This is a genomic window from Paracoccus albus (assembly GCF_027913035.1).
GTDB lineage: Bacteria > Pseudomonadota > Alphaproteobacteria > Rhodobacterales > Rhodobacteraceae > Paracoccus > Paracoccus albus.
In genome coordinates this window covers 1,521,866-1,539,830 of sequence record NZ_CP115775.1, presented here as the reverse complement: position 1 = coordinate 1,539,830, position 17,965 = coordinate 1,521,866, and the positions used below count along the sequence as shown (strand labels likewise).

Below are 17,965 nucleotides of genomic sequence, written 5' to 3'. Positions count from 1 at the left end.
GCGCGCGAAGGCAGCGCCTAGCCGCAGAGCCGCTCCCATTCCGCCATAGCATAGCGGTCGGTCATACCTGCCACATAGTCCAGAACGATCCGCGCGCGTTCGGTTTCGGTCGCTGCCAGGGCTTCGGGCCGCCAATGTTCGGGCAGCATTTCCGGGTTTGACATGAACAGGGGGAACAACTCGTCCAGCATGGCTGTGACCAGCTTGCGCTCATCTACGACCGAGGGCGCGCGATACATGCGGGTGAACAGAAAGGATTTGATCGCCTTCAGGTTCTGATAAAGTGGCTTGGAAAAGCGGATGATCGGCCCCTCCATCTGCCGGATCTCGTCCACAGATGTCGGCTGAAGCGACGCCAGACGGTTCTGCGCCACGGCAATCACATCCTCGACCATCACGCCAAATACACGACGCAACGCCTCATGCCGGCGGCGGCTGGGCTCAAGGTCCGGGTGACGCTCATCGACCTCGGCAAAGGCAGGACCGACGACGGGCAGTTCCGCAAGGTCCGTTTCGCTGAACAGTTCGGCGCGCAGACCGTCATGCAGGTCGTGATGGTTATAGGCGATGTCATCAGCGACTGCGGCAACCTGTGCCTCGGCACTGGCATTTGTATGCAGGTCGAGATCCCAATCGGCATTCACCTCTGCCAGTGCATAGGGCAGGGGCGGCGCGACGGGGCCGTTATGTTTGGCGATCCCTTCCAGCGTTTCCCATGTCAGGTTCAGCCCGTCGAAACCGGCATAGTGACGCTCCAGCCGGGTCACGATGCGCAGGGCCTGTGCGTTGTGGTCAAACCCGCCATAGGGTTCCATCAGGGCCGACAGCGCATCTTCGCCGGTATGGCCAAAGGGCGGGTGACCCAGATCATGGGCAAGCGCCACGGCTTCGGCCAGATCGGTGTTCAGATCCAACGCGCCTGCGATGGTGCGCGCGACCTGCGCGACCTCAATCGTGTGGGTCAGGCGGGTGCGGAAATAATCGCCACGATAGGCATCGCCTTCCTGCTCGACGAAAACCTGTGTCTTGTGCTTCAACCGACGGAAGGCACTGGAATGAATGATCCGGTCGCGGTCCCGCTGCCAGGGCGAGCGGAAGCTGGACAGGCTCTCCGAATAAAGCCGGCCGCGACTGTCTTCGGGATGACAAGCATATGGCGCGGTCATGCGGGTTCCTTGCAGCGATACAGGGCAAACCCTATATTCTGAGGAAGACAAGCGAAACGGGAACGCCCCATGAACCTGCCCCCTTCTGTGACCGAACGCGCCTTTGCGCGGCTGGCTGAAATCAATAACGGTGCCGATGCACCGCAGGCCCTGCGTGTTGCGGTGGAAGGCGGCGGCTGTTCGGGGTTTCAATATGACATCCGGCTGGACGCGCCGGCCGACGATGATCTGATCCTGGAAGGCAATGGTCAGCGCGTGCTGGTCGATCCGGTGTCGCTGCCGTTTCTTGAAGGCGCTGTTATCGATTTTGCGGACGAGTTGATCGGGGCGCGTTTCACCATTGAAAACCCGAATGCCGCCTCATCCTGTGGCTGCGGGACCTCCTTCTCGATCTGAGCTAGTCACACAGGACCGAATGCAGGCGTGGACTTCCGCGCTGCGGTTTTAGCCGTTCATAGTCGCCGCACCGGCCCGAAAAGTCAGAGGTTCGGTCAGTTCTGTCCAGCGAGTATCTGGGCCGAACAGATCATCCTTTCCTCGCCAGTATTTGCCCGATGCGATGCTGACCTGCCATTCACCCGGCGGGACCAGCAGGCGAAAGAACTCACCACCCCGGACAAAGCCGGCCATCACGGATTCCCTCGCATCCGGGTCCGTCAGGAAAACGACATGATCCGCATCCGGCGCGGTCTGCACCTGCAAGGGCAAGGTCGCAGGCAGGTCGGTTTGCTTCCACAAAAGCCCCGCCTTTGGACGCTGTTCATCCGCGGCGGCAGGCAGGGCCGCGATCAGAAGTATGATGACTGGAAGAAAGCGCATATCAAACCTCTGCCAATGCAAGATAAGCACTCACCCGCGCCTTGCCAATTGCGGCTGTCCGACACATGATGCCGCGCATGAAAATTGCCAGCTTCAATATCAACGGGATCAAAGCCCGGATTTCCGCGCTCAGCGATTGGCTTACCGCCGCGCAGCCCGATCTGGTTGTCCTGCAGGAAATCAAAACCGTGGATGACGGATTCCCTGCAGAACATTTCGAAGAGATGGGTTATAATGTGGAAACCCATGGCCAGAAGAGCTTCAACGGCGTTGCGATACTTTCGAAACTGCCGCTAGAGGACGTAACTCGCGGCCTGCCCGGCGACGATGCGGACGAACAGGCCCGCTATATAGAGGCGACTGTGGTGGGCGATCACGCGGTTCGGGTCGCGGGCCTTTATCTGCCCAACGGCAACCCGGCACCGGGTCCGAAATACGATTATAAGCTGGCGTGGATGGAGCGTCTGCGCCTTCGTGCGGCGGAACTTCTGGAACTGGAAATGCCGGTGGTGATGCTGGGCGATTTCAACATTATCCCGCAGCCGCGCGACGCGGCAGAGCCGGGGGAATGGGTCAAGGATGCGCTGTTCCTGCCCGAAAGCCGCGCCGCGTTTCGCCGCATCGCAGCGCAGGGCTGGACCGATGCTTTGCGCAATGCCGATCCATTCGGGCAGCGCGGGCCGTTCACTTTCTGGGATTTTCAGGGCGGCGCGTGGCGGCGCGATAACGGGATCCGCATAGATCACCTGATGTTATCGCCGCAAGCTGCTGATATTGTTCAGTCCTGTGGTGTGGATAAAGAGGTTCGCGCCGGTGAGAAACCCTCGGACCACGTCCCGGTCTGGGTTGATCTGGCGGCATAGGAAAAGTTCTGGCAGAGATAAACGCCGTCATCGCGCGTTTACAATGCGATTTCGTTGGGTAATGATTTCGCAGTTGCAGAAAATCGGGCGCTGAAACTCGGGGGAATATCATGCGTGAGATAAACAAGATCCTAGTGGCCAATCGTGGCGAGATTGCCATCCGGGTCATGCGCGCCGCCAACGAACTGGGCAAGAAGACCGTCGCCGTCTATGCCGAGGAAGACAAGCTGGGACTGCACCGCTTCAAGGCGGATGAGGCTTATCGGATTGGTGAGGGCCTCGGTCCGGTAGCGGCTTATCTGTCCATTGATGAGATTATCCGGGTCGCGAAGGAAAGCGGTGCGGATGCGATCCATCCGGGCTATGGCCTGTTGTCCGAGAACCCCGAGCTGGTCGATGCCTGCGCCGATGCCGGCATCGTCTTCATCGGTCCCAAGGCCGAAACCATGCGCGCGCTTGGCGACAAGGCAAGCGCCCGTCGCGTGGCGATTGATGCGGGCGTGCCGGTCATCCCCGCAACCGAGGTTCTGGGCGAGGATTTCGATGCCATCAAGGCCGAAGCCGCCGAGATCGGCTATCCCCTGATGCTGAAGGCGTCATGGGGCGGCGGCGGGCGCGGGATGCGCCCGATCAACGGCCCCGATGAGCTGGTCGAGAAGGTCCGCGAAGGCCGTCGCGAGGCCGAGGCCGCGTTCGGCAATGGCGAGGGCTATCTGGAAAAGATGATCACCCGCGCCCGCCATGTCGAGGTGCAGTTGCTGGGTGATACCCATGGCGGTCTGTATCACCTGTACGAACGTGACTGCACCGTGCAGCGCCGCAATCAGAAAGTGGTGGAACGCGCCCCCGCGCCTTACCTGACCGATGCGCAGCGCGAAGAGGTCTGCGCCCTTGCCCTGAAGATCGGGCAGGCGGTCGGCTATCAGGCGGCGGGTACGGTCGAGTTCCTGATGGATATGGACAGCGACAAGTTCTATTTCATCGAGGTCAATCCGCGCGTTCAGGTCGAACATACCGTCACCGAAGAGGTGACGGGTATCGACATCGTTCAGGCCCAGATCAAGGTCGCCGAGGGTGCGACTCTGGCGGAAGCAACAGGTGTTCCGTCGCAGGATCAGGTCACTCTGTCGGGTCATGCGCTGCAATGCCGGGTGACGACAGAGGATCCGCAGAACAACTTCATCCCGGATTACGGGCGTATTACGGCCTATCGCTCGGCCACGGGCATGGGCATTCGTCTGGATGGCGGCACGGCCTATGCCGGCGGGGTGATTACGCGCTTCTACGATTCACTTCTGGTGAAGGTAACAGCATGGGCGCAGACACCCGATCAGGCAATCCGTCGCATGGACAGGGCGCTGCGCGAGTTCCGTGTGCGCGGCGTCAGCACGAATATTGATTTCGTCATCAACCTGCTGAAACATCCGACCTTCCTGTCGGATGAATACACCACCAAGTTCATCGACACGACACCCGAATTGTTCGAGTTCCGCCAGCGTCAGGACAGGGCCACGAAAATCCTGACCTACCTGGCCGACATTACCGTGAACGGTCACCCCGAAACCGCAGGCCGCGCCGCGCCCCCGGCAGAGGTCAGGCCAGCCGTCGCGCCGAAACCGCGCATCTCGCCGCCGCCCGCGGGAACTCGGCAGCTGCTGGAAGAAAAGGGCGCGCAGGCCGTTGCTGACTGGGTCGCCGCGCAGCCGCGTCTTCTGATGACCGATACCGCCATGCGCGACGGGCATCAGTCGCTGCTGGCCACGCGTATGCGCTCCATCGATATGATCCGGGTGGCGCCTGCCTATGCCGCCAACCTGCCGCAGCTTTTCAGCGTCGAATGCTGGGGCGGGGCGACCTTTGACGTGGCTTACCGATTCTTGCAGGAATGTCCGTGGCAGCGTCTGCGCGATATCCGCGCGCGGATGCCGAACCTGCTGACCCAGATGCTGCTGCGTGCCTCGAACGGGGTGGGTTATACGAATTACCCCGATAATGTGGTGCAGGCTTTCGTGAAACAGGCTGCCGAATCCGGGGTCGATGTGTTCCGCGTCTTCGACAGCCTGAACTGGGTTGAGAATATGCGCGTCGCCATGGATTCCGTGATCGACAGCGGCAAGATCTGTGAGGCTGCGATCTGCTATACCGGCAATATTCTCGACGCGGATCGTGCGAAGTATGACCTGCAATATTATGTTTCCATGGGAAAAGAGCTGCGCGATGCCGGCGCGCATATCCTTGGGCTGAAGGATATGGCGGGGCTTCTGAAACCGGCCGCCGCCCGCAAGCTGGTGACTGCGCTGAAGGAAGAGGTCGGGCTTCCGATCCACTTCCATACGCATGATACCTCGGGCATGGGGGGCGCGTCCTATCTGGCCGCGGCCGAGGCCGGGGTGGATATTGTTGACGGCGCGATGGATGCGCTTTCGGGCAATACCAGCCAGCCCACGCTCGGCTCTGTCGTCGAAGCGATGGAAGGGACCGAGCGTGACACCGGGCTGGATATCGATGCGGTTCGCGAGATCTCTAACTATTGGGAGCGCGTGCGTGAGGATTACGCTGCCTTCGAATCCGGCCTGCAAGCCCCGGCGTCAGAGGTCTATCTTCACGAAATGCCAGGCGGTCAGTTCACCAACCTCAAGGCGCAGGCGCGCTCTCTCGGGTTGGAAGATCGCTGGCATGAGGTCGCGCAGGCTTATGCCGATGTGAACCAGATGTTCGGCGATATCGTGAAGGTGACGCCCTCGTCGAAGGTGGTTGGCGATATGGCGCTGATGATGGTGTCTCAGGGTCTGACCCGCGCTCAGGTCGAGGATCCGAAGGTCGATGTCGCTTTCCCCGATTCCGTGATCGACATGATGCGCGGTAATCTGGGCCAGCCGCCCGGCGGATGGCCAGAAGCGCTGCAAAAGAAGGTGCTGAAAGGCGAAAAACCGACAACATCACGCCCCGGTGCCGCGATGAAGCCGGTCGATCTGGAGGCGACGCGTGCCGATCTGTCACAGCAGCTTGAAGGCATGAAGGTCGATGATGAGGACCTGAACGGCTATCTCATGTATCCGAAAGTCTTTCTGGATTACATGGGCCGCCACCGCACCTATGGCCCCGTCCGCACGCTGCCGACGCGCAACTTCTTCTACGGAATGGAGCAGGGCGACCAGATCAGTGTCGAGATCGACCCCGGAAAGACGCTGGAAATTCGTCTGCAGGCCATCGGTGAAACCGATGAGAAGGGCGAGGTGAAGGTCTTTTTCGAACTGAACGGCCAGCCGCGCAATATCCGCGTGCCGAACCGGGCAGAGGGTGCGGCCTCTGCTGCCGCGCCAAAGGCTGATCCGACGAATGAGGCGCATATCGGAGCGCCGATGCCGGGTGTCGTGGCCTCGGTCGCGGCGACGGTCGGGCAGGTGGTCAAGGCGGGCGACATGCTGCTGACCATCGAGGCGATGAAGATGGAAACCGCGATACACGCCGACCGCGACGGTACGATCAAAGCCGTGTATGTCAGCCCCGGCCAGCAGATCGACGCGAAAGACCTGTTGGTCGAACTGGAATAGGCCGAGGACAGCGGGGCAATTCAGGGCGGTGCCTTCGGGTGCCGCCTGCGCTACAGCGATTCAAGCCATCGGAGCAGGGCGTTACGGTCTTCCGAAGGCAGCGAGATAACGGCATCCCGCGATGCCTGCGCCTCTCCCCCGTGCCAAAGAATAGCCTCCAGCAAGGTCCGGGCTCGACCGTCATGCAGATAGCTCTCGACGCCGGTCACCTGCTTGTTCAGGGAAATTCCCCATAGCGGCGCGGTACGCCATTCCTGGCCCGTCGCGCGGCTTTCCGGACGGTTGTCGGCCAGTCCTTCGCCCATGTCGTGCAGCAGCATATCGGTATAGGGCCAGATCAGTTGAAAGCTCTGCTCTGGCTGCCCGATCAGTCGATGGGTGACGAATTTCGGGTTGTGGCAGCTTGTGCAGCCGATGGAATAGGCGATTTCCTTGCCGCGCAGCACCTGCGGGTCGTCGATGTTCCGCCGCTCTGGCACGGCGAGGTTGCGTGAATAGAACGTCACCAGATCCAGACTTTCCTGATCGACCTCCAGCCCGTCGCGGATGCCCGGTTCCTGACCAGCCGGAGCGCGGCGGCAATCAGCCTGTGCATCGCTGCATTCGCCAGACGGATCAGGAAACATTGGCGTCGACAGGCCCATATCCCCCGCAAAGGCCGATGCCGATTGCTCATGGATCGTTGCATTTCCAGCCTTGTGACCAAAGCGTCCCAGCATCGGACGATCATATTCGGTTGACCAGACAATCTGCGGGCGACCCGAGATACCATCGCCATCCGCATCTTCGGGATCAGCGTTTTCAAGGATATCAGTGACCGGCACTGTCTCCAGCAGGCCCAGCCCGATCATCTGCGGGGCGACGCGCGCGGACAGCATCAACCCATCATGCGGCGCATCATAGGCGGGGTTATCGACTGAATATTCAGGCGCGCGGAGCGTAACGGTTTCGCCATCGGCAAGCATGACCGGAATATCGGTCCAGCTAATCCCCATCCGCGCCTCGGCCAGATAGCCTTCCAGTGAAAGGTCCTGAAGTTGGCCGCCATAGACTGGATCGGGGCTGGTCGGGATGTAGTCCGGAATAGCGGGCTGCGGATCGCCACCCGGGATCGACAGGCGCAAAAAAGCCGATACGCGGCTGTCATCCGGCCCCTCGGGCATGTGGCCGCGACCGTCCTTGATATGACAGTTCTGACAGGCCCGTGCATTATACAGAGGGCCAAGCCCGTCGCTGCCCTTGGTCGAGGACGGCGCACCGATCCAGAGCTTGCGGAAAATGCCATTGCCAAGCTTGAAGTCCATCTCGCTGGTGAAGGGCATATTCGGTGAAAACTGCGAGAAGGCATCCGCGATAGCCATATAGCGCGTCGTCGCTGCCCCGGCGGGATTTTGTTCAAACTTTTCCGGTTTTGAGAAATCTTTCGGGGGGGCCATGATCCCGGCGATGCGGGCGGACTCTTCCGCGGTCCGGGGCACGATCTGCAGATGCGGCTCTGTCTGCCAATCTGCGATTGCGGGCGCCTCCGGGTCTTCCGGCGCGGCGCGGGTGGCGTCCGTCGGTTCCTGCGATGCTGAAGGATTGGACGCAAATACAATCAGCGCAGCACTCAGCAACCCCGCAATACCGCCTTTAAAGATGATCGGCGATATGAAGGGGTAAGACATGCAACTGAAAATACACCAGGTTCGGACAGGGCGGGCGGCTGTCGTCGCCCGCCGGAAGGTTTACTCTGCCTCGCTGGCAGGTTTGGCGTTCAGCAGACCGAAGTTCTGCGCGCCGATCTCGTCATGCAGCGCGATCTGCGTTTCGAGGAAGTCGATATGGCCCTCTTCGTCCGAGATCAGATCTTCGAACAGAATCTTAGAGACATAGTCCCCAACCTTCTCGCAATGGTCGCGTGCCTCGATATAGAGGGTGCGCGCGTCATGTTCGCCCGCAAGATCGGCTTCCATCGTTTCCTTGACGTTCTGGCCGATCCTGAGCGGGTCAAGCTTCTGCAGATTCGGGTGCCCTTCCAGAAAGATGATCCGCTGGATCAGCCGGTCGGCGTGATTCATTTCCTCGATCGATTCAGCGCGGGATTTGTCGGCAATCTTGCCATAACCCCAGTCTTCCTGCAGGCGATAATGCAACCAGTACTGGCTGACCGCCGTGAGTTCCGATCTCAGAGCTGCGTTAAGGTACTCAATAACCTTTTCGTCGCCCTTCATGTGCCATCCTTTCGTTCAGCCTGTCACCTTCCGGCGCAGGCCTGTCAAAGCTGGAGGCACAGGTTGAAGACCATCGCCAACAGCAAATCCGTCCGCCGCGCGCATTTCTGCGACGAACAACTTCATGCAGCCGCCGCAATCGGCGCGCTTGCCGAGCGCGTGATAGACCTTGCCCGGCGTGACGATGGTAGCAGGATCAGATGCCCGCATCCAGTCGACCGCAGCACGAATATCGCGATCCGTTATCTGGTTGCAATGACAAACAATCATGACAAAAAACCTTGGTTTTCCTAGGGTTAATGAAAGTTATTCAAAGACGGCGTCGGGGTTGTCGAGGCTGTCTGAACCTTCGAATGCGATGCTGTTCAGGCCCAGTGCGGCCACGGCCCGCTCGATCTCTTGCGTTTGTGCGACAAGGGCGTCGACGGCGGCGGTAATGATCGCCTCACCCTCGGTATTGCCGGGTGCAAGCATCTGATCATAGGCGGTGCCCGCTTCGGCCTTGTCGCGCAATTCGGTCAGCGCCGTCATGGTCGCATCAAGATCGGCTTTCAGCGCCTCATCCACCGCGGGATCAGCCTCTGCAACCAGCTCGGAAAGGGACGGTCCGGTGACTTCGCTGCCATCGGTGCGGGTGTAGCGGCCGAGATAAACGTTCTGGATGCCCAGCCCGTCATAATAGTGGCTGAGATGCGTCTGGTCCGAGAAGCAATCATGTTCTTCCTCGGGGTCGTTCAGCATAAGGCCAAGCTTCATGCGCTCTCCTGCCTGCTCACCATAGGACAGGCTGCCCATGCCGGTCAGCATTGCATTCAGCCCCGCCTGCGCATCAGTGGTGACGGCGGTGCGAGCCTCTCCGCCTTCTTCCCAATTGGCGACCATCTCTTCCAGATCGCTGATCAGCAGATCGGCGGCAGCCACCAGATAAGCGCCGCGACGGTCGCAATTTTCGCCCGTGCAGGCCTCGCCGGTCGCGTAGTCGGTAAAGGGACGCTCACCCGCGCCGGGGCCCGTCCCGTTCAGATCCTGACCCCAAAGCAGAAACTCGATGGCGTGATAACCAGAGGCAACGTTGGCCTCGATCCCGCCAGCCTCGTGCAGGGCACGGATGGTATCGGGCGTGATTTCGGCGGCGTCCAGCGTTTCACTGCCCAGTTCAAGCGACGGGGTGGCGATCACGTTCAGCTGCGCCAGTTCATTATCTTCAGCCGAAGGCGTATCCTCGGCCACATAGTCGATCAGCCCTTCGTCCAGGGGCCATGCGTTCACACGGCCTTCCCAGTCATCGACGATGGCATTGCCAAAACGGTAGGCTTCGGTTTGCTGATACGGGGCGCGGGCGACGGTCCAGGCGGTTTTCGCGGCCATCAGCGTTTCCTCGGAAGGGTTCTCGATCAGATCGCCGATTGCGTCACGCAGCGCCCGCGCGGTCGTCAGGCTGTCACCATAGGCCGCCTCGGCGATATCCGCGTAATTCGCCACAACCTCTTCGGGCGTGGCAGCATGTGCGGCAGAGGCCAGCATCGCGAGTGAAATGGCGGTCATGGTCTGGCGCAGCATGGGAACTCCTTGGCCCGGTCGATATTCCCTAGTGTTTTCATCAGACGAGCGTCTGATTGTCAAAGCATTTTTGTCAGATTTGGGGTTCTTGCCTGCCCTTGGCAAGGAAATCCGGCGTTGAAGACCGATCAACGTCAGGTGATCAGGGCCGTATCATCCGCAATCGCGCGCGGCGTGTCGTTCCGGTAGAATCAGTTACCGTCAGCTCGGATATGCCCGGTGCGCCAGTGATCTGGGTTGCCACGTCGGGTGAGGCAACAGCAGCAGGAGCACCGTTCAGCAGCCAGGTATAGGGCGGAACACCCCCACGCAGCCGGACCGGGATGCTTTCCGAAGTCATTTCCAATTCCGCCCCGTCAGGCGGAAAAACGATGGTCAGAGGATCGCTCGCCGGCAGCATGGCAAGACCCGTCGCAGCGCCCGCGCTCATCCCGCCGGCAGGGGTAAAGCGGCGCAGCGGCAGAGGAAGCTGCGGATTCGCCGCAACCAGCGTTTCAGGCGGCGGTGGCGGCAGGGGTTTGCGTCGCGGGCCCAGTATATCGAACAGATCGAACAGCACGGGAGCCGCGACATCGCCGCCAAACGCGCCGGGGACCGGCGTGCCATCGGCGCGGCCAAGCCAGACACCGGCCACGAAACGCCCGTCAAACCCCACCGCAAGCGCATCGCGATGACCATAGCTCGTGCCCGTCTTATAAGCGACACGCCCGGCCTGACGACCCTGAGGCGGGGCCAGTTTCGACAGGATGGAGCCGATCTGCCACGCCGCTGCAGGGCTGACCAGCCGGGTCGAATCCGGTTCGTCCCCGGCAAATGGCTGCTCACGTAATTCTATCGTTTGCCCACCCCGTGCCAGTGCTGCATATCCGCCAACCAGATCGCGCAGCGAGATACCGGCACCGCCAAGTACAAGGGCCAGTCCTGGCGTGCCGCCCTGAACCTCGACCTGCATCCCGGCGCGGCGCAGTACCGCCATGATCCGCGCCGGGCCAAGCGCCTCTGCCACGCGGACCACGGGAATATTCAGCGACTCCTGCAGCGCGCGGCGGATGGTCACGGTTCCCCGGAAATGGCGGTCGAAGTTCTGGGGCTGCCAGCGGCCGAAAATCGCGGGACGATCCTCGATCAGTGTTTCGGGATGGATCAGCCCGTCATCGAAGCCAAGCGCATAGACAAAGGGCTTCAGCGTCGATCCCGGTGATCGCAGCGCCCGTGTCATGTCGACGAAACCGTCACGCGGTGTATCCCCATAGGCCGCCGTCCCGATCTCTGCCAGAATTTCGCCGTTGCGATGATCTGCAACGATGGCGGCCGCAGAGACACGATCAGACATGTTGGCGACGGCGCGTGCCGCAAGTGCCTCTGCCGTGCGCTGAAGCTGGGGGTCGATGGTCGTTTCTATGCGCAAGGCGCCGGGGTTTTCCCGCCGCAACCGTTCAGACATCAGCGCGGCGTGCTTGGGAAACGCCCGGCGTTTGGTTGGCAGCGCGGCTTCGCGTGCCAGATCCGCAGCTTCCGCATCAAGGATGCCGGCTGTTTCCGCCCGGTCGATGACCCGGTTGCGGGCAAGCAGCGCTGTGTCGCGGCGTTCTGCAATGTCGGGCCGCCGCGCCTCAGGCGCTTGGGGAAGTGCAACGAGCAATGCCGATTCTGCCGGCGTCAGGCGTGTGGGTTCCTTGCCGAACCACATCAGCGATGCGGCGCGAACCCCTTCGGTATTGCCGCCATAGGGGGCGAGGCGCAGATATAGGCCCAATACACCTTCTTTTCCGATGCGTCGTTCGAGCGCCATTGCCAGCCGCGCCTGCCGCAGCTTGCCGCCCCAATCGGCTGTAGGTCCGCGTTCCAGCAGACGTGCCGTTTGCATCGACAGCGTCGAGGCGCCAGAAACGATACGGCCATGCCGCAGGGCCTGCAGACCTGCGCGGATCACAGCACGGGGATCGACCCCATCATGCTCGTCGAAACGCTGATCCTCCCACGCGATCAGCATCTTCTGAAAGCGCTGATCCACCCCCGCAGCCGGTGGGGCAAGCCGCCAAAGGCCGTCTTCAACCTGAAACGCCCGAAGCAGGCTGCCGTCGCGGGCCAGAACCTCTGTCCCGGTCTGCACCGCCAGCATGGGAAGAGGCGTCGCGTCGATCCATCGCCAGAAGGCATCACGGGCAGTATCGGCGGTGGCACCGATCAGCAGCAGCCCAAGCGCAGCAGAGATGATCCGGCGACCCGCCCGGCGCGCCGGATCGCGCGGGCGACGATCATGGCGCGATCGTGACCGTCGCACTGTCTGTCCAGCCCCGGCGCTCTGGCCGGTAGAAATCGGATACGGTTGCCGCAGGATGGTGGAACTGGCCTGTCGTCACGGCCCGCAGGCGGTAGGCCAGCTGGAAGCTTTCCGTGCCGCTCCATTCGACCGAAGCCGCAAAGCGGTCGGAACGGAATTCTGTCATCTCCGTCGGAACGCCGCCTTCCAGCCAATCAAGACCCGAGACTTCGCCAGATTCGATCAGGTTCGGATTGTCGATTTCGAACCCGGCGGGAAGGGGATCGGTGATGATCAGACGTCCGCCATTTTCATCGAAAGGCTGTATCTCCAGCACAACAACCATACGCTGCCCCTGTGCCGTCAATGAAGGGTCCAGCGGTGCACCCTCGGGCGTATAGTAGCGGCGCGAAATCGAATAGGCCGTCCCGCCAGAGGCGATGGGTTCCTGCGATACGGCGGTGGCAGAAATGGTGACATCGACCGGGCGCGTGCCGGTGTTGGACAGGGGCAGCGTCATCGGCGATGCCGCGTCGCCAAGATCGACGACAGGGGCGCTCAGCGGCGCACCCCCAATCGTGACCCCCTGTCCGGGATCACCGCCCGCTGTCAGTGCTTGCCCGGCCAGCACCGTCCACATGGCCTCTTGCGTTGAAAGCCGGCCGTTGTCGCGCGTTGCAATCTGGCGCGCGATGTCAGACGCTAGCCGGTTGCGGTCGACGCGCTGTGATCCGGCCTCTGCGGCGAAGGTCAACACGGCTGCACGGTCGCGCAAAAGGGTGCCGAAATCGCGGCGCAGGCCCTGCCGGTCGGCGTTGCGCGCCAGCAGGCCCTGCGCATGAGCAAACATCCTGTCGGCGCGTGGCTGATCGCCCAGAAGCGCAAGTGCCGCACCCATTTGTGCCGCCGCCATTGGGGTTGCAAACCCGTCCAGCCCGGTATCGGCGTAGTAGCGCAGGTCGCTGACCACAGCGGCGCGTTCCCGTGCCAGAACGTAAGACGCATAGGCCATCGCCGCGCCCTCATCCGGGCTGGCATATTCCGGATCGGTCGCGGCATTCAGCCGGTTTTGCAGGTTGGACAGGGCGCGTCGGAAATTCGCATCCGGCACGTCGTGTCCGGCTGCTCGCGCGCGCGAAAGGAAGTCGGTGGCATAGGCGTCCAGCCACGGCTCGCCGCCGCTTGCGTTCCACATCCCGAACCCGCCCGAGGCTGTCTGGCGCGTCAGGATTTGTTCAATCGCGTCATCGATGCCGCGTGGCAGGTCGCCGGGCATCGGCGGTGCGCTGTCGGGCATCAGGTTGCCCACATAAAGCTGCGGCATCGCGGCAGAGGTCAATTGCTCTGTGCAGCCATAGGGATAGTTGCGCAGCAATGTCAGCGCCGCCGGAATATCAAGCAGCGCATAGGCCCCGACAGAGGCCGTCAGCCGGCCAGTGCCGGGGCGGAAAGAGCCAAGCGAGGACAGATCAGGGCTAAGGGTTTCACCCGGCGCGATGCTCAGCCTTGTGGCGCGGGTGACCGGCTGATCGTTGACGAGGATCGGAATGTTCAGATCCTTCGTCACCGTCCGCCCGTCTGGCAATACGGCCGACACGCGCAGGGCAGAGGCCCCTTCAACCGGCGGCGCGCTGAGCGACAGGTTCAGCGGAATACGCTCCCCCTCGGCAATGGCGACATTGGTGGGCAGATCTGCCGTGCCGATGGCGGGACCGTCGCCTTGCGGTTCGACTGAAAGTGCGACATTGCCGCTGGGGCCAGAGACATGCGTCAGTGCTATGTGGGCACGCGCCGTGTCGCCTGGCGCCAGGAAGGGTGGCGCGGTTACGGTCATGACCACAGGGTCACGAACCAGCATGGTCCGGTCCGCCTGACCCACGGCGCTATCGGTCCAGGCGATGGCCATCAGCCGCACCTCTCCGTTGAAGTCCGGCAGGGGGACAGAGACAGTCGCGCTCCCTGAACCATCCAGCGTCAACGGGCCAGAGAACCATGCCATCAGTTTTTCCGTTGGTGGCGGCGCGGCGGTGCCGACAGCACCGGCATCGCCGCCGGTCCGGATCGCGCCGTCAGCCGCACCAGAAGCAAGGATCAGCCGCCCGTAAAGATCGCGCAGACCGACGCCGAGGCGACGCTGCCCGAAATAGTGATCGCTGGCGGATGGCGGTTCGTAACCGGTCAGGTTCAGAATGCCCTGATCGACGGCCCAGATCGTCGCGTAGATCGTCTGACCCGATGCAGCGCCTTCGGCGGTCAGCGTGACCTCCGCCTCCTGACGCGGATCAATCTGCTCGGGCGCGTTCAGGCTGACATTCAGCAGCCGGTCGCCGGGATCGACGCTTGCCGGTGCAAGGCCCAATGTCCGCATCGGCGCGTGACCAGCATTTTCGCCCACCGGACGGATTGCGCTGACAGCGACATAGACGCCTGCGCCCCACTCATCAGTCACCGGGAGCTCAACCGTGTTCACGCCCTCTGACGTTTCGACCGCCTGCATGGCAACCAGCCGGTTCGACATGACGGAGATAAGGGCGGCACCAGCAGCAGGGGCCTCGAACGTGACAGTCGCGGTTTCGCCGTGACGGTAGGCGGGTTTGTCCAGCGTGACGCGCAAACGGTCGGGCGTTTCCTGCGCCCCTGTTGCAGCGCCCCAACCGGCATAGAACAAGGTCGAAGTCTCTGCCCCGTCGGCAGAGCGGAGAACCAGCTCAAACTCACCCCATTCAACGGGCGTTGCAATCGTACCAGGTGCGTCCGCGCCTATCGTCACCTGGCCTGAGGCGACAGAGGACCGATTGGTAATCACTTCCCACTGCCAGTCGCCATCTATCGAATACCACTGATAGTCGCTTTCGATCCGGTTGAGTTGCCAGTCATACTCGCCCGCAACCGGCTGCAGATCCGGGCCGATCGCCACGACGGAAAAACGTGCCTCGCTGCCTTCGGGAACAGTCTGATCTTCGAAGTCGGGCCGGATACCAAGCGCCACCTGCGCGGGCAGGATCAGCGCAGTGTCGCGCCGTTCCACCGGGCGGCCGGGGCCTTCCAGTACATTCAGGCTGACCTGAAGGTTCCACGGGCGGGTGGCCTGCGCCATTGCCGCGGGCAGTTCCGCTTGCAGATCATAGATCCCCTCTGCATCCGTTTCCCCGGCGATCATGCCCGCACCTTGCGGCTGCGTTTCATCGTGTCGGCCAAAGACATATCCATCCCAACCCGGCAGGCTGCGGGCGGGCGACAGGGTCATCTCACCCTCGACCGGCAGTTCAGCGGCGGGGGCACCATAGAGCCAGCGGGCCGCAATTTCGGCACTGACCTGACCCGAAACGGGCAGTGGCGTATCGGGAAGATCAAGGTCGAAGTCGATCCGTTCCGGAAGAAAATCCTCTACCAGCATCCGCAGAGAGGTCAGGGCAGGGCCGTCCTCTTCCACGCGCAGTTCAATCTGCCATGCGCCCCGCGGCGCCGTGGCCGGAATCGGAAAATCGAGGATATAGCCGCCAGCTGCTGCTGGCGTTGGCATCAGCCTTGCATATTCCGCCCCGTCCGGGCGCAGTATCCGCGCGGAAAGCGGCAGCCCCTCTATCGCTTCGGCCAGGCCGTCGCGGGCAAGGATTGTCGCATGTGCGGTCTCTCCGGCGCGGTAGGCGCCCCGATCAAGCGCGGCGAAAAGATCAACCGGCGGTGCGGGGGGATTGCCCTCCACCCCGCGATCCGACAGGTCGAATTCCGGGTCCATCAAAGACAGGATGCTGAAATCGCTGACCGTATCGCCATCCTGAAGCGAGGCTGTGATGAGCGCAGGCTCTGCCGCAGCGCGACCGCGTGTCAGTCCGGCCTCGAAATGCGCAAAGCCCTGTTCGTCTGTCATGGCCGTGCCAAGAACAGCGTTTCCACGGGAGACGAGCGAGACTTCCACCCCGTCACGGGCATCGGCATCGGACAGGCCGCGCACGGCTACTGTCAACCCGTCAGTGCCGGAATAGCTGGACAGTGCAAGATCAGAGACCATGAACCATTGCGTTGCAGCAGGGCTGACTTCTTCATCTGCGTCAGGCACGGCGGCGGTCAGCGCATAGACGCCCGGCTGCAACGGCCCTGCCTCTCCGCGCAGGTCCAGCCTTGTCGCGACCTCTGCATTGACGGGATGCGTGCCGCCACCGGCGGGCGGGGCAACGGTGGCAAAGCCTTCCCAGACCAAGGTGCCGAGTTCCGACCTGAACTGGCTTTCGCGCCAGCCCTGTAAAGGCGTGCCGAACATTTCGTCGCGCAACGCGCGGACGAGGTTGCGATCCGACATGCGATAAAGCGACAGCTTCGCCTCATTCGCATTTACGGAATACAGCGTCAGCCCAAGATCGCCGGACGCGGGCAGGACATAGGCCCGCCCCGGAAAGCGCACCGTCGGGTCGCGGTCGGGAATATAGGATGTCAGCTCGACATCACGGCGCAGCCTGTCGCCTTCGGCAGAGGGAAGGCCCGCACGCATCCTGACGGTGATGTCCTGACCACGCGGCATCCCGGTGATGCACAGCTCATTTCCCGTGGGTTCCACCCCCAGGGTTGGATCGGGAAGTCCGACAAACATCCGCAGATCGGCGTTGCGGGCAACGCGGCTGGAAAACGTCACGCAAAAGCGGGGCTCCGGCCCCGATGCGCGAACCTGCTGATCTTCTATGCGAAAGCCATATCGGCCCTCGAATTCGTCGATCAGCGCCATGATTTCCGGCGCGTCCTGAGGACCGCTGCGTAGTGCAAGCAGGCCGTCGCGGCCGCGATCGACAGCCTCTGCCGCGCGTGCCCAGTTGGCCAGCGTTGCCGCACCATTGCCCGCATCGCGCAGCCAGGCATTGGTCGCCGCCGACAGCGCCAGGCGGCGCAATTCGGCCTGATTTTCGGAATCCCTTGCGGTGGCGGTGAACCGTTCCGAGAGGTTCAGCCAATCTGCCGCGTCATCGGTGATCGCCGTCAATGCACCCTGAACGCGAATCGCGCCTTCATTGCCACTGCTCGGCACCATATAGCGAAGCTCATCCGCACTGACGCCATATCCCGGATAGGTTTCGCCAAGACGGGCGGCCTGCTCTCGCGCAGCGGTGCGGTCCTGTTCGCGCAGCCAGCCCTCGGCGCGTTCAAGGCGCGACGCTTCGGCATACAGATCGGCACTGTCCGCGTTCAGCACATCTCCGGACAAGGCACCTGCAAAGGGTATCGGATCGCCGGGGTTTGACTTCGGAAAGCAGGCGCGCGAGCCGGCATTATAGGTGACAGAGGTGCAGGCCTCATTCGTCAGGCAGGCCTCGATACAGGCTGACTGGTTGATCTCAAATATGGGGCCAAGATCTCCGCCGGGCAGGTCAAAGCCTTCCTGCAGGGGAATGCGTCGTTCGGGGATGACGGATTGGGCCGCTGCGCTGCCCACGGATGCCGCTATCAGCAACGTCAAGGCCGAAAGTGTTGAAACAAGCCGCACCGTAAGCACTCCCCCAAACACTGATTACAGATTTCAGCCTGCCAGACAGGGACG

The 17,965-nt window shown here is 62.2% G+C and carries 11 protein-coding genes; 3 read left to right on the top strand and 8 right to left on the bottom strand.

The genetic code is table 11. The features are described from left to right. Positions 1-17: 17 nt before the first annotated feature. Positions 18-1,166, bottom strand: coding sequence for a deoxyguanosinetriphosphate triphosphohydrolase (locus tag PAF20_RS07620; protein WP_271073104.1), 1,149 nt, complete (start codon positions 1,164-1,166; stop codon positions 18-20). Between the two features lie 69 nt (positions 1,167-1,235). Between PAF20_RS07620 and PAF20_RS07615 the strand changes: the two genes are divergently transcribed. Beyond that, positions 1,236-1,562 carry a HesB/IscA family protein gene (locus tag PAF20_RS07615; RefSeq protein WP_271073103.1) on the top strand — a complete coding sequence of 109 codons (327 nt, stop codon included), beginning with the start codon at positions 1,236-1,238 and terminating at the stop codon, positions 1,560-1,562. Positions 1,563-1,610: 48 nt separating this feature from the next. Here the strand turns inward: PAF20_RS07615 and PAF20_RS07610 are convergent, their stop codons facing one another. Next, complete coding sequence (locus PAF20_RS07610; RefSeq protein ID WP_271073102.1) at positions 1,611-1,985, bottom strand: hypothetical protein; 375 nt, start codon at positions 1,983-1,985, stop codon at positions 1,611-1,613. A 77-nt stretch (positions 1,986-2,062) separates the two neighbouring features. Between PAF20_RS07610 and xth the strand changes: the two genes are divergently transcribed. Together xth and PAF20_RS07600 are read left to right on the top strand one after the other, a co-directional pair. Then, positions 2,063-2,848 carry an exodeoxyribonuclease III gene (gene xth, locus PAF20_RS07605; protein WP_271073276.1) on the top strand — a complete coding sequence of 262 codons (786 nt, stop codon included), beginning with the start codon at positions 2,063-2,065 and terminating at the stop codon, positions 2,846-2,848. A gap of 110 nt (positions 2,849-2,958) precedes the next feature. Further along, the gene (locus PAF20_RS07600; protein WP_271073101.1) at positions 2,959-6,402 is read left to right on the top strand and encodes a pyruvate carboxylase; all 3,444 of its coding nucleotides are present in this window, start codon (positions 2,959-2,961) and stop codon (positions 6,400-6,402) included. Between the two features lie 50 nt (positions 6,403-6,452). On the opposite strand, the gene PAF20_RS07595 is transcribed toward PAF20_RS07600, so the two are convergent. The 6 genes from PAF20_RS07595 to PAF20_RS07570 form a co-directional block, all read right to left on the bottom strand. Then, positions 6,453-8,069 (bottom strand): di-heme oxidoreductase family protein, encoded by a 1,617-nt coding sequence (locus PAF20_RS07595; protein WP_271073100.1) that lies wholly within the window; start codon positions 8,067-8,069, stop codon positions 6,453-6,455. Between the two features lie 60 nt (positions 8,070-8,129). Then, positions 8,130-8,615 carry a bacterioferritin gene (gene bfr / locus PAF20_RS07590; protein ID WP_271073099.1) on the bottom strand — a complete coding sequence of 162 codons (486 nt, stop codon included), beginning with the start codon at positions 8,613-8,615 and terminating at the stop codon, positions 8,130-8,132. A 15-nt stretch (positions 8,616-8,630) separates the two neighbouring features. Further along, entirely contained in the window at positions 8,631-8,885 is a 255-nt protein-coding gene (locus PAF20_RS07585; RefSeq protein WP_271073098.1) for a (2Fe-2S)-binding protein, read from the bottom strand. A gap of 36 nt (positions 8,886-8,921) precedes the next feature. Then, positions 8,922-10,175 (bottom strand): imelysin family protein, encoded by a 1,254-nt coding sequence (locus tag PAF20_RS07580; protein ID WP_434802946.1) that lies wholly within the window; start codon positions 10,173-10,175, stop codon positions 8,922-8,924. A gap of 142 nt (positions 10,176-10,317) precedes the next feature. Next, a complete protein-coding gene (gene pbpC, locus PAF20_RS07575) occupies positions 10,318-12,459 on the bottom strand; it encodes a penicillin-binding protein 1C (RefSeq protein ID WP_353620611.1) in 2,142 nt (713 codons plus the stop codon). Further along, positions 12,434-17,884, bottom strand: coding sequence for an alpha-2-macroglobulin family protein (locus PAF20_RS07570; RefSeq protein WP_271073097.1), 5,451 nt, complete (start codon positions 17,882-17,884; stop codon positions 12,434-12,436). Before PAF20_RS07570 ends, pbpC begins: the two co-directional genes overlap by 26 nt. Positions 17,885-17,965: the final 81 nt, after the last annotated feature.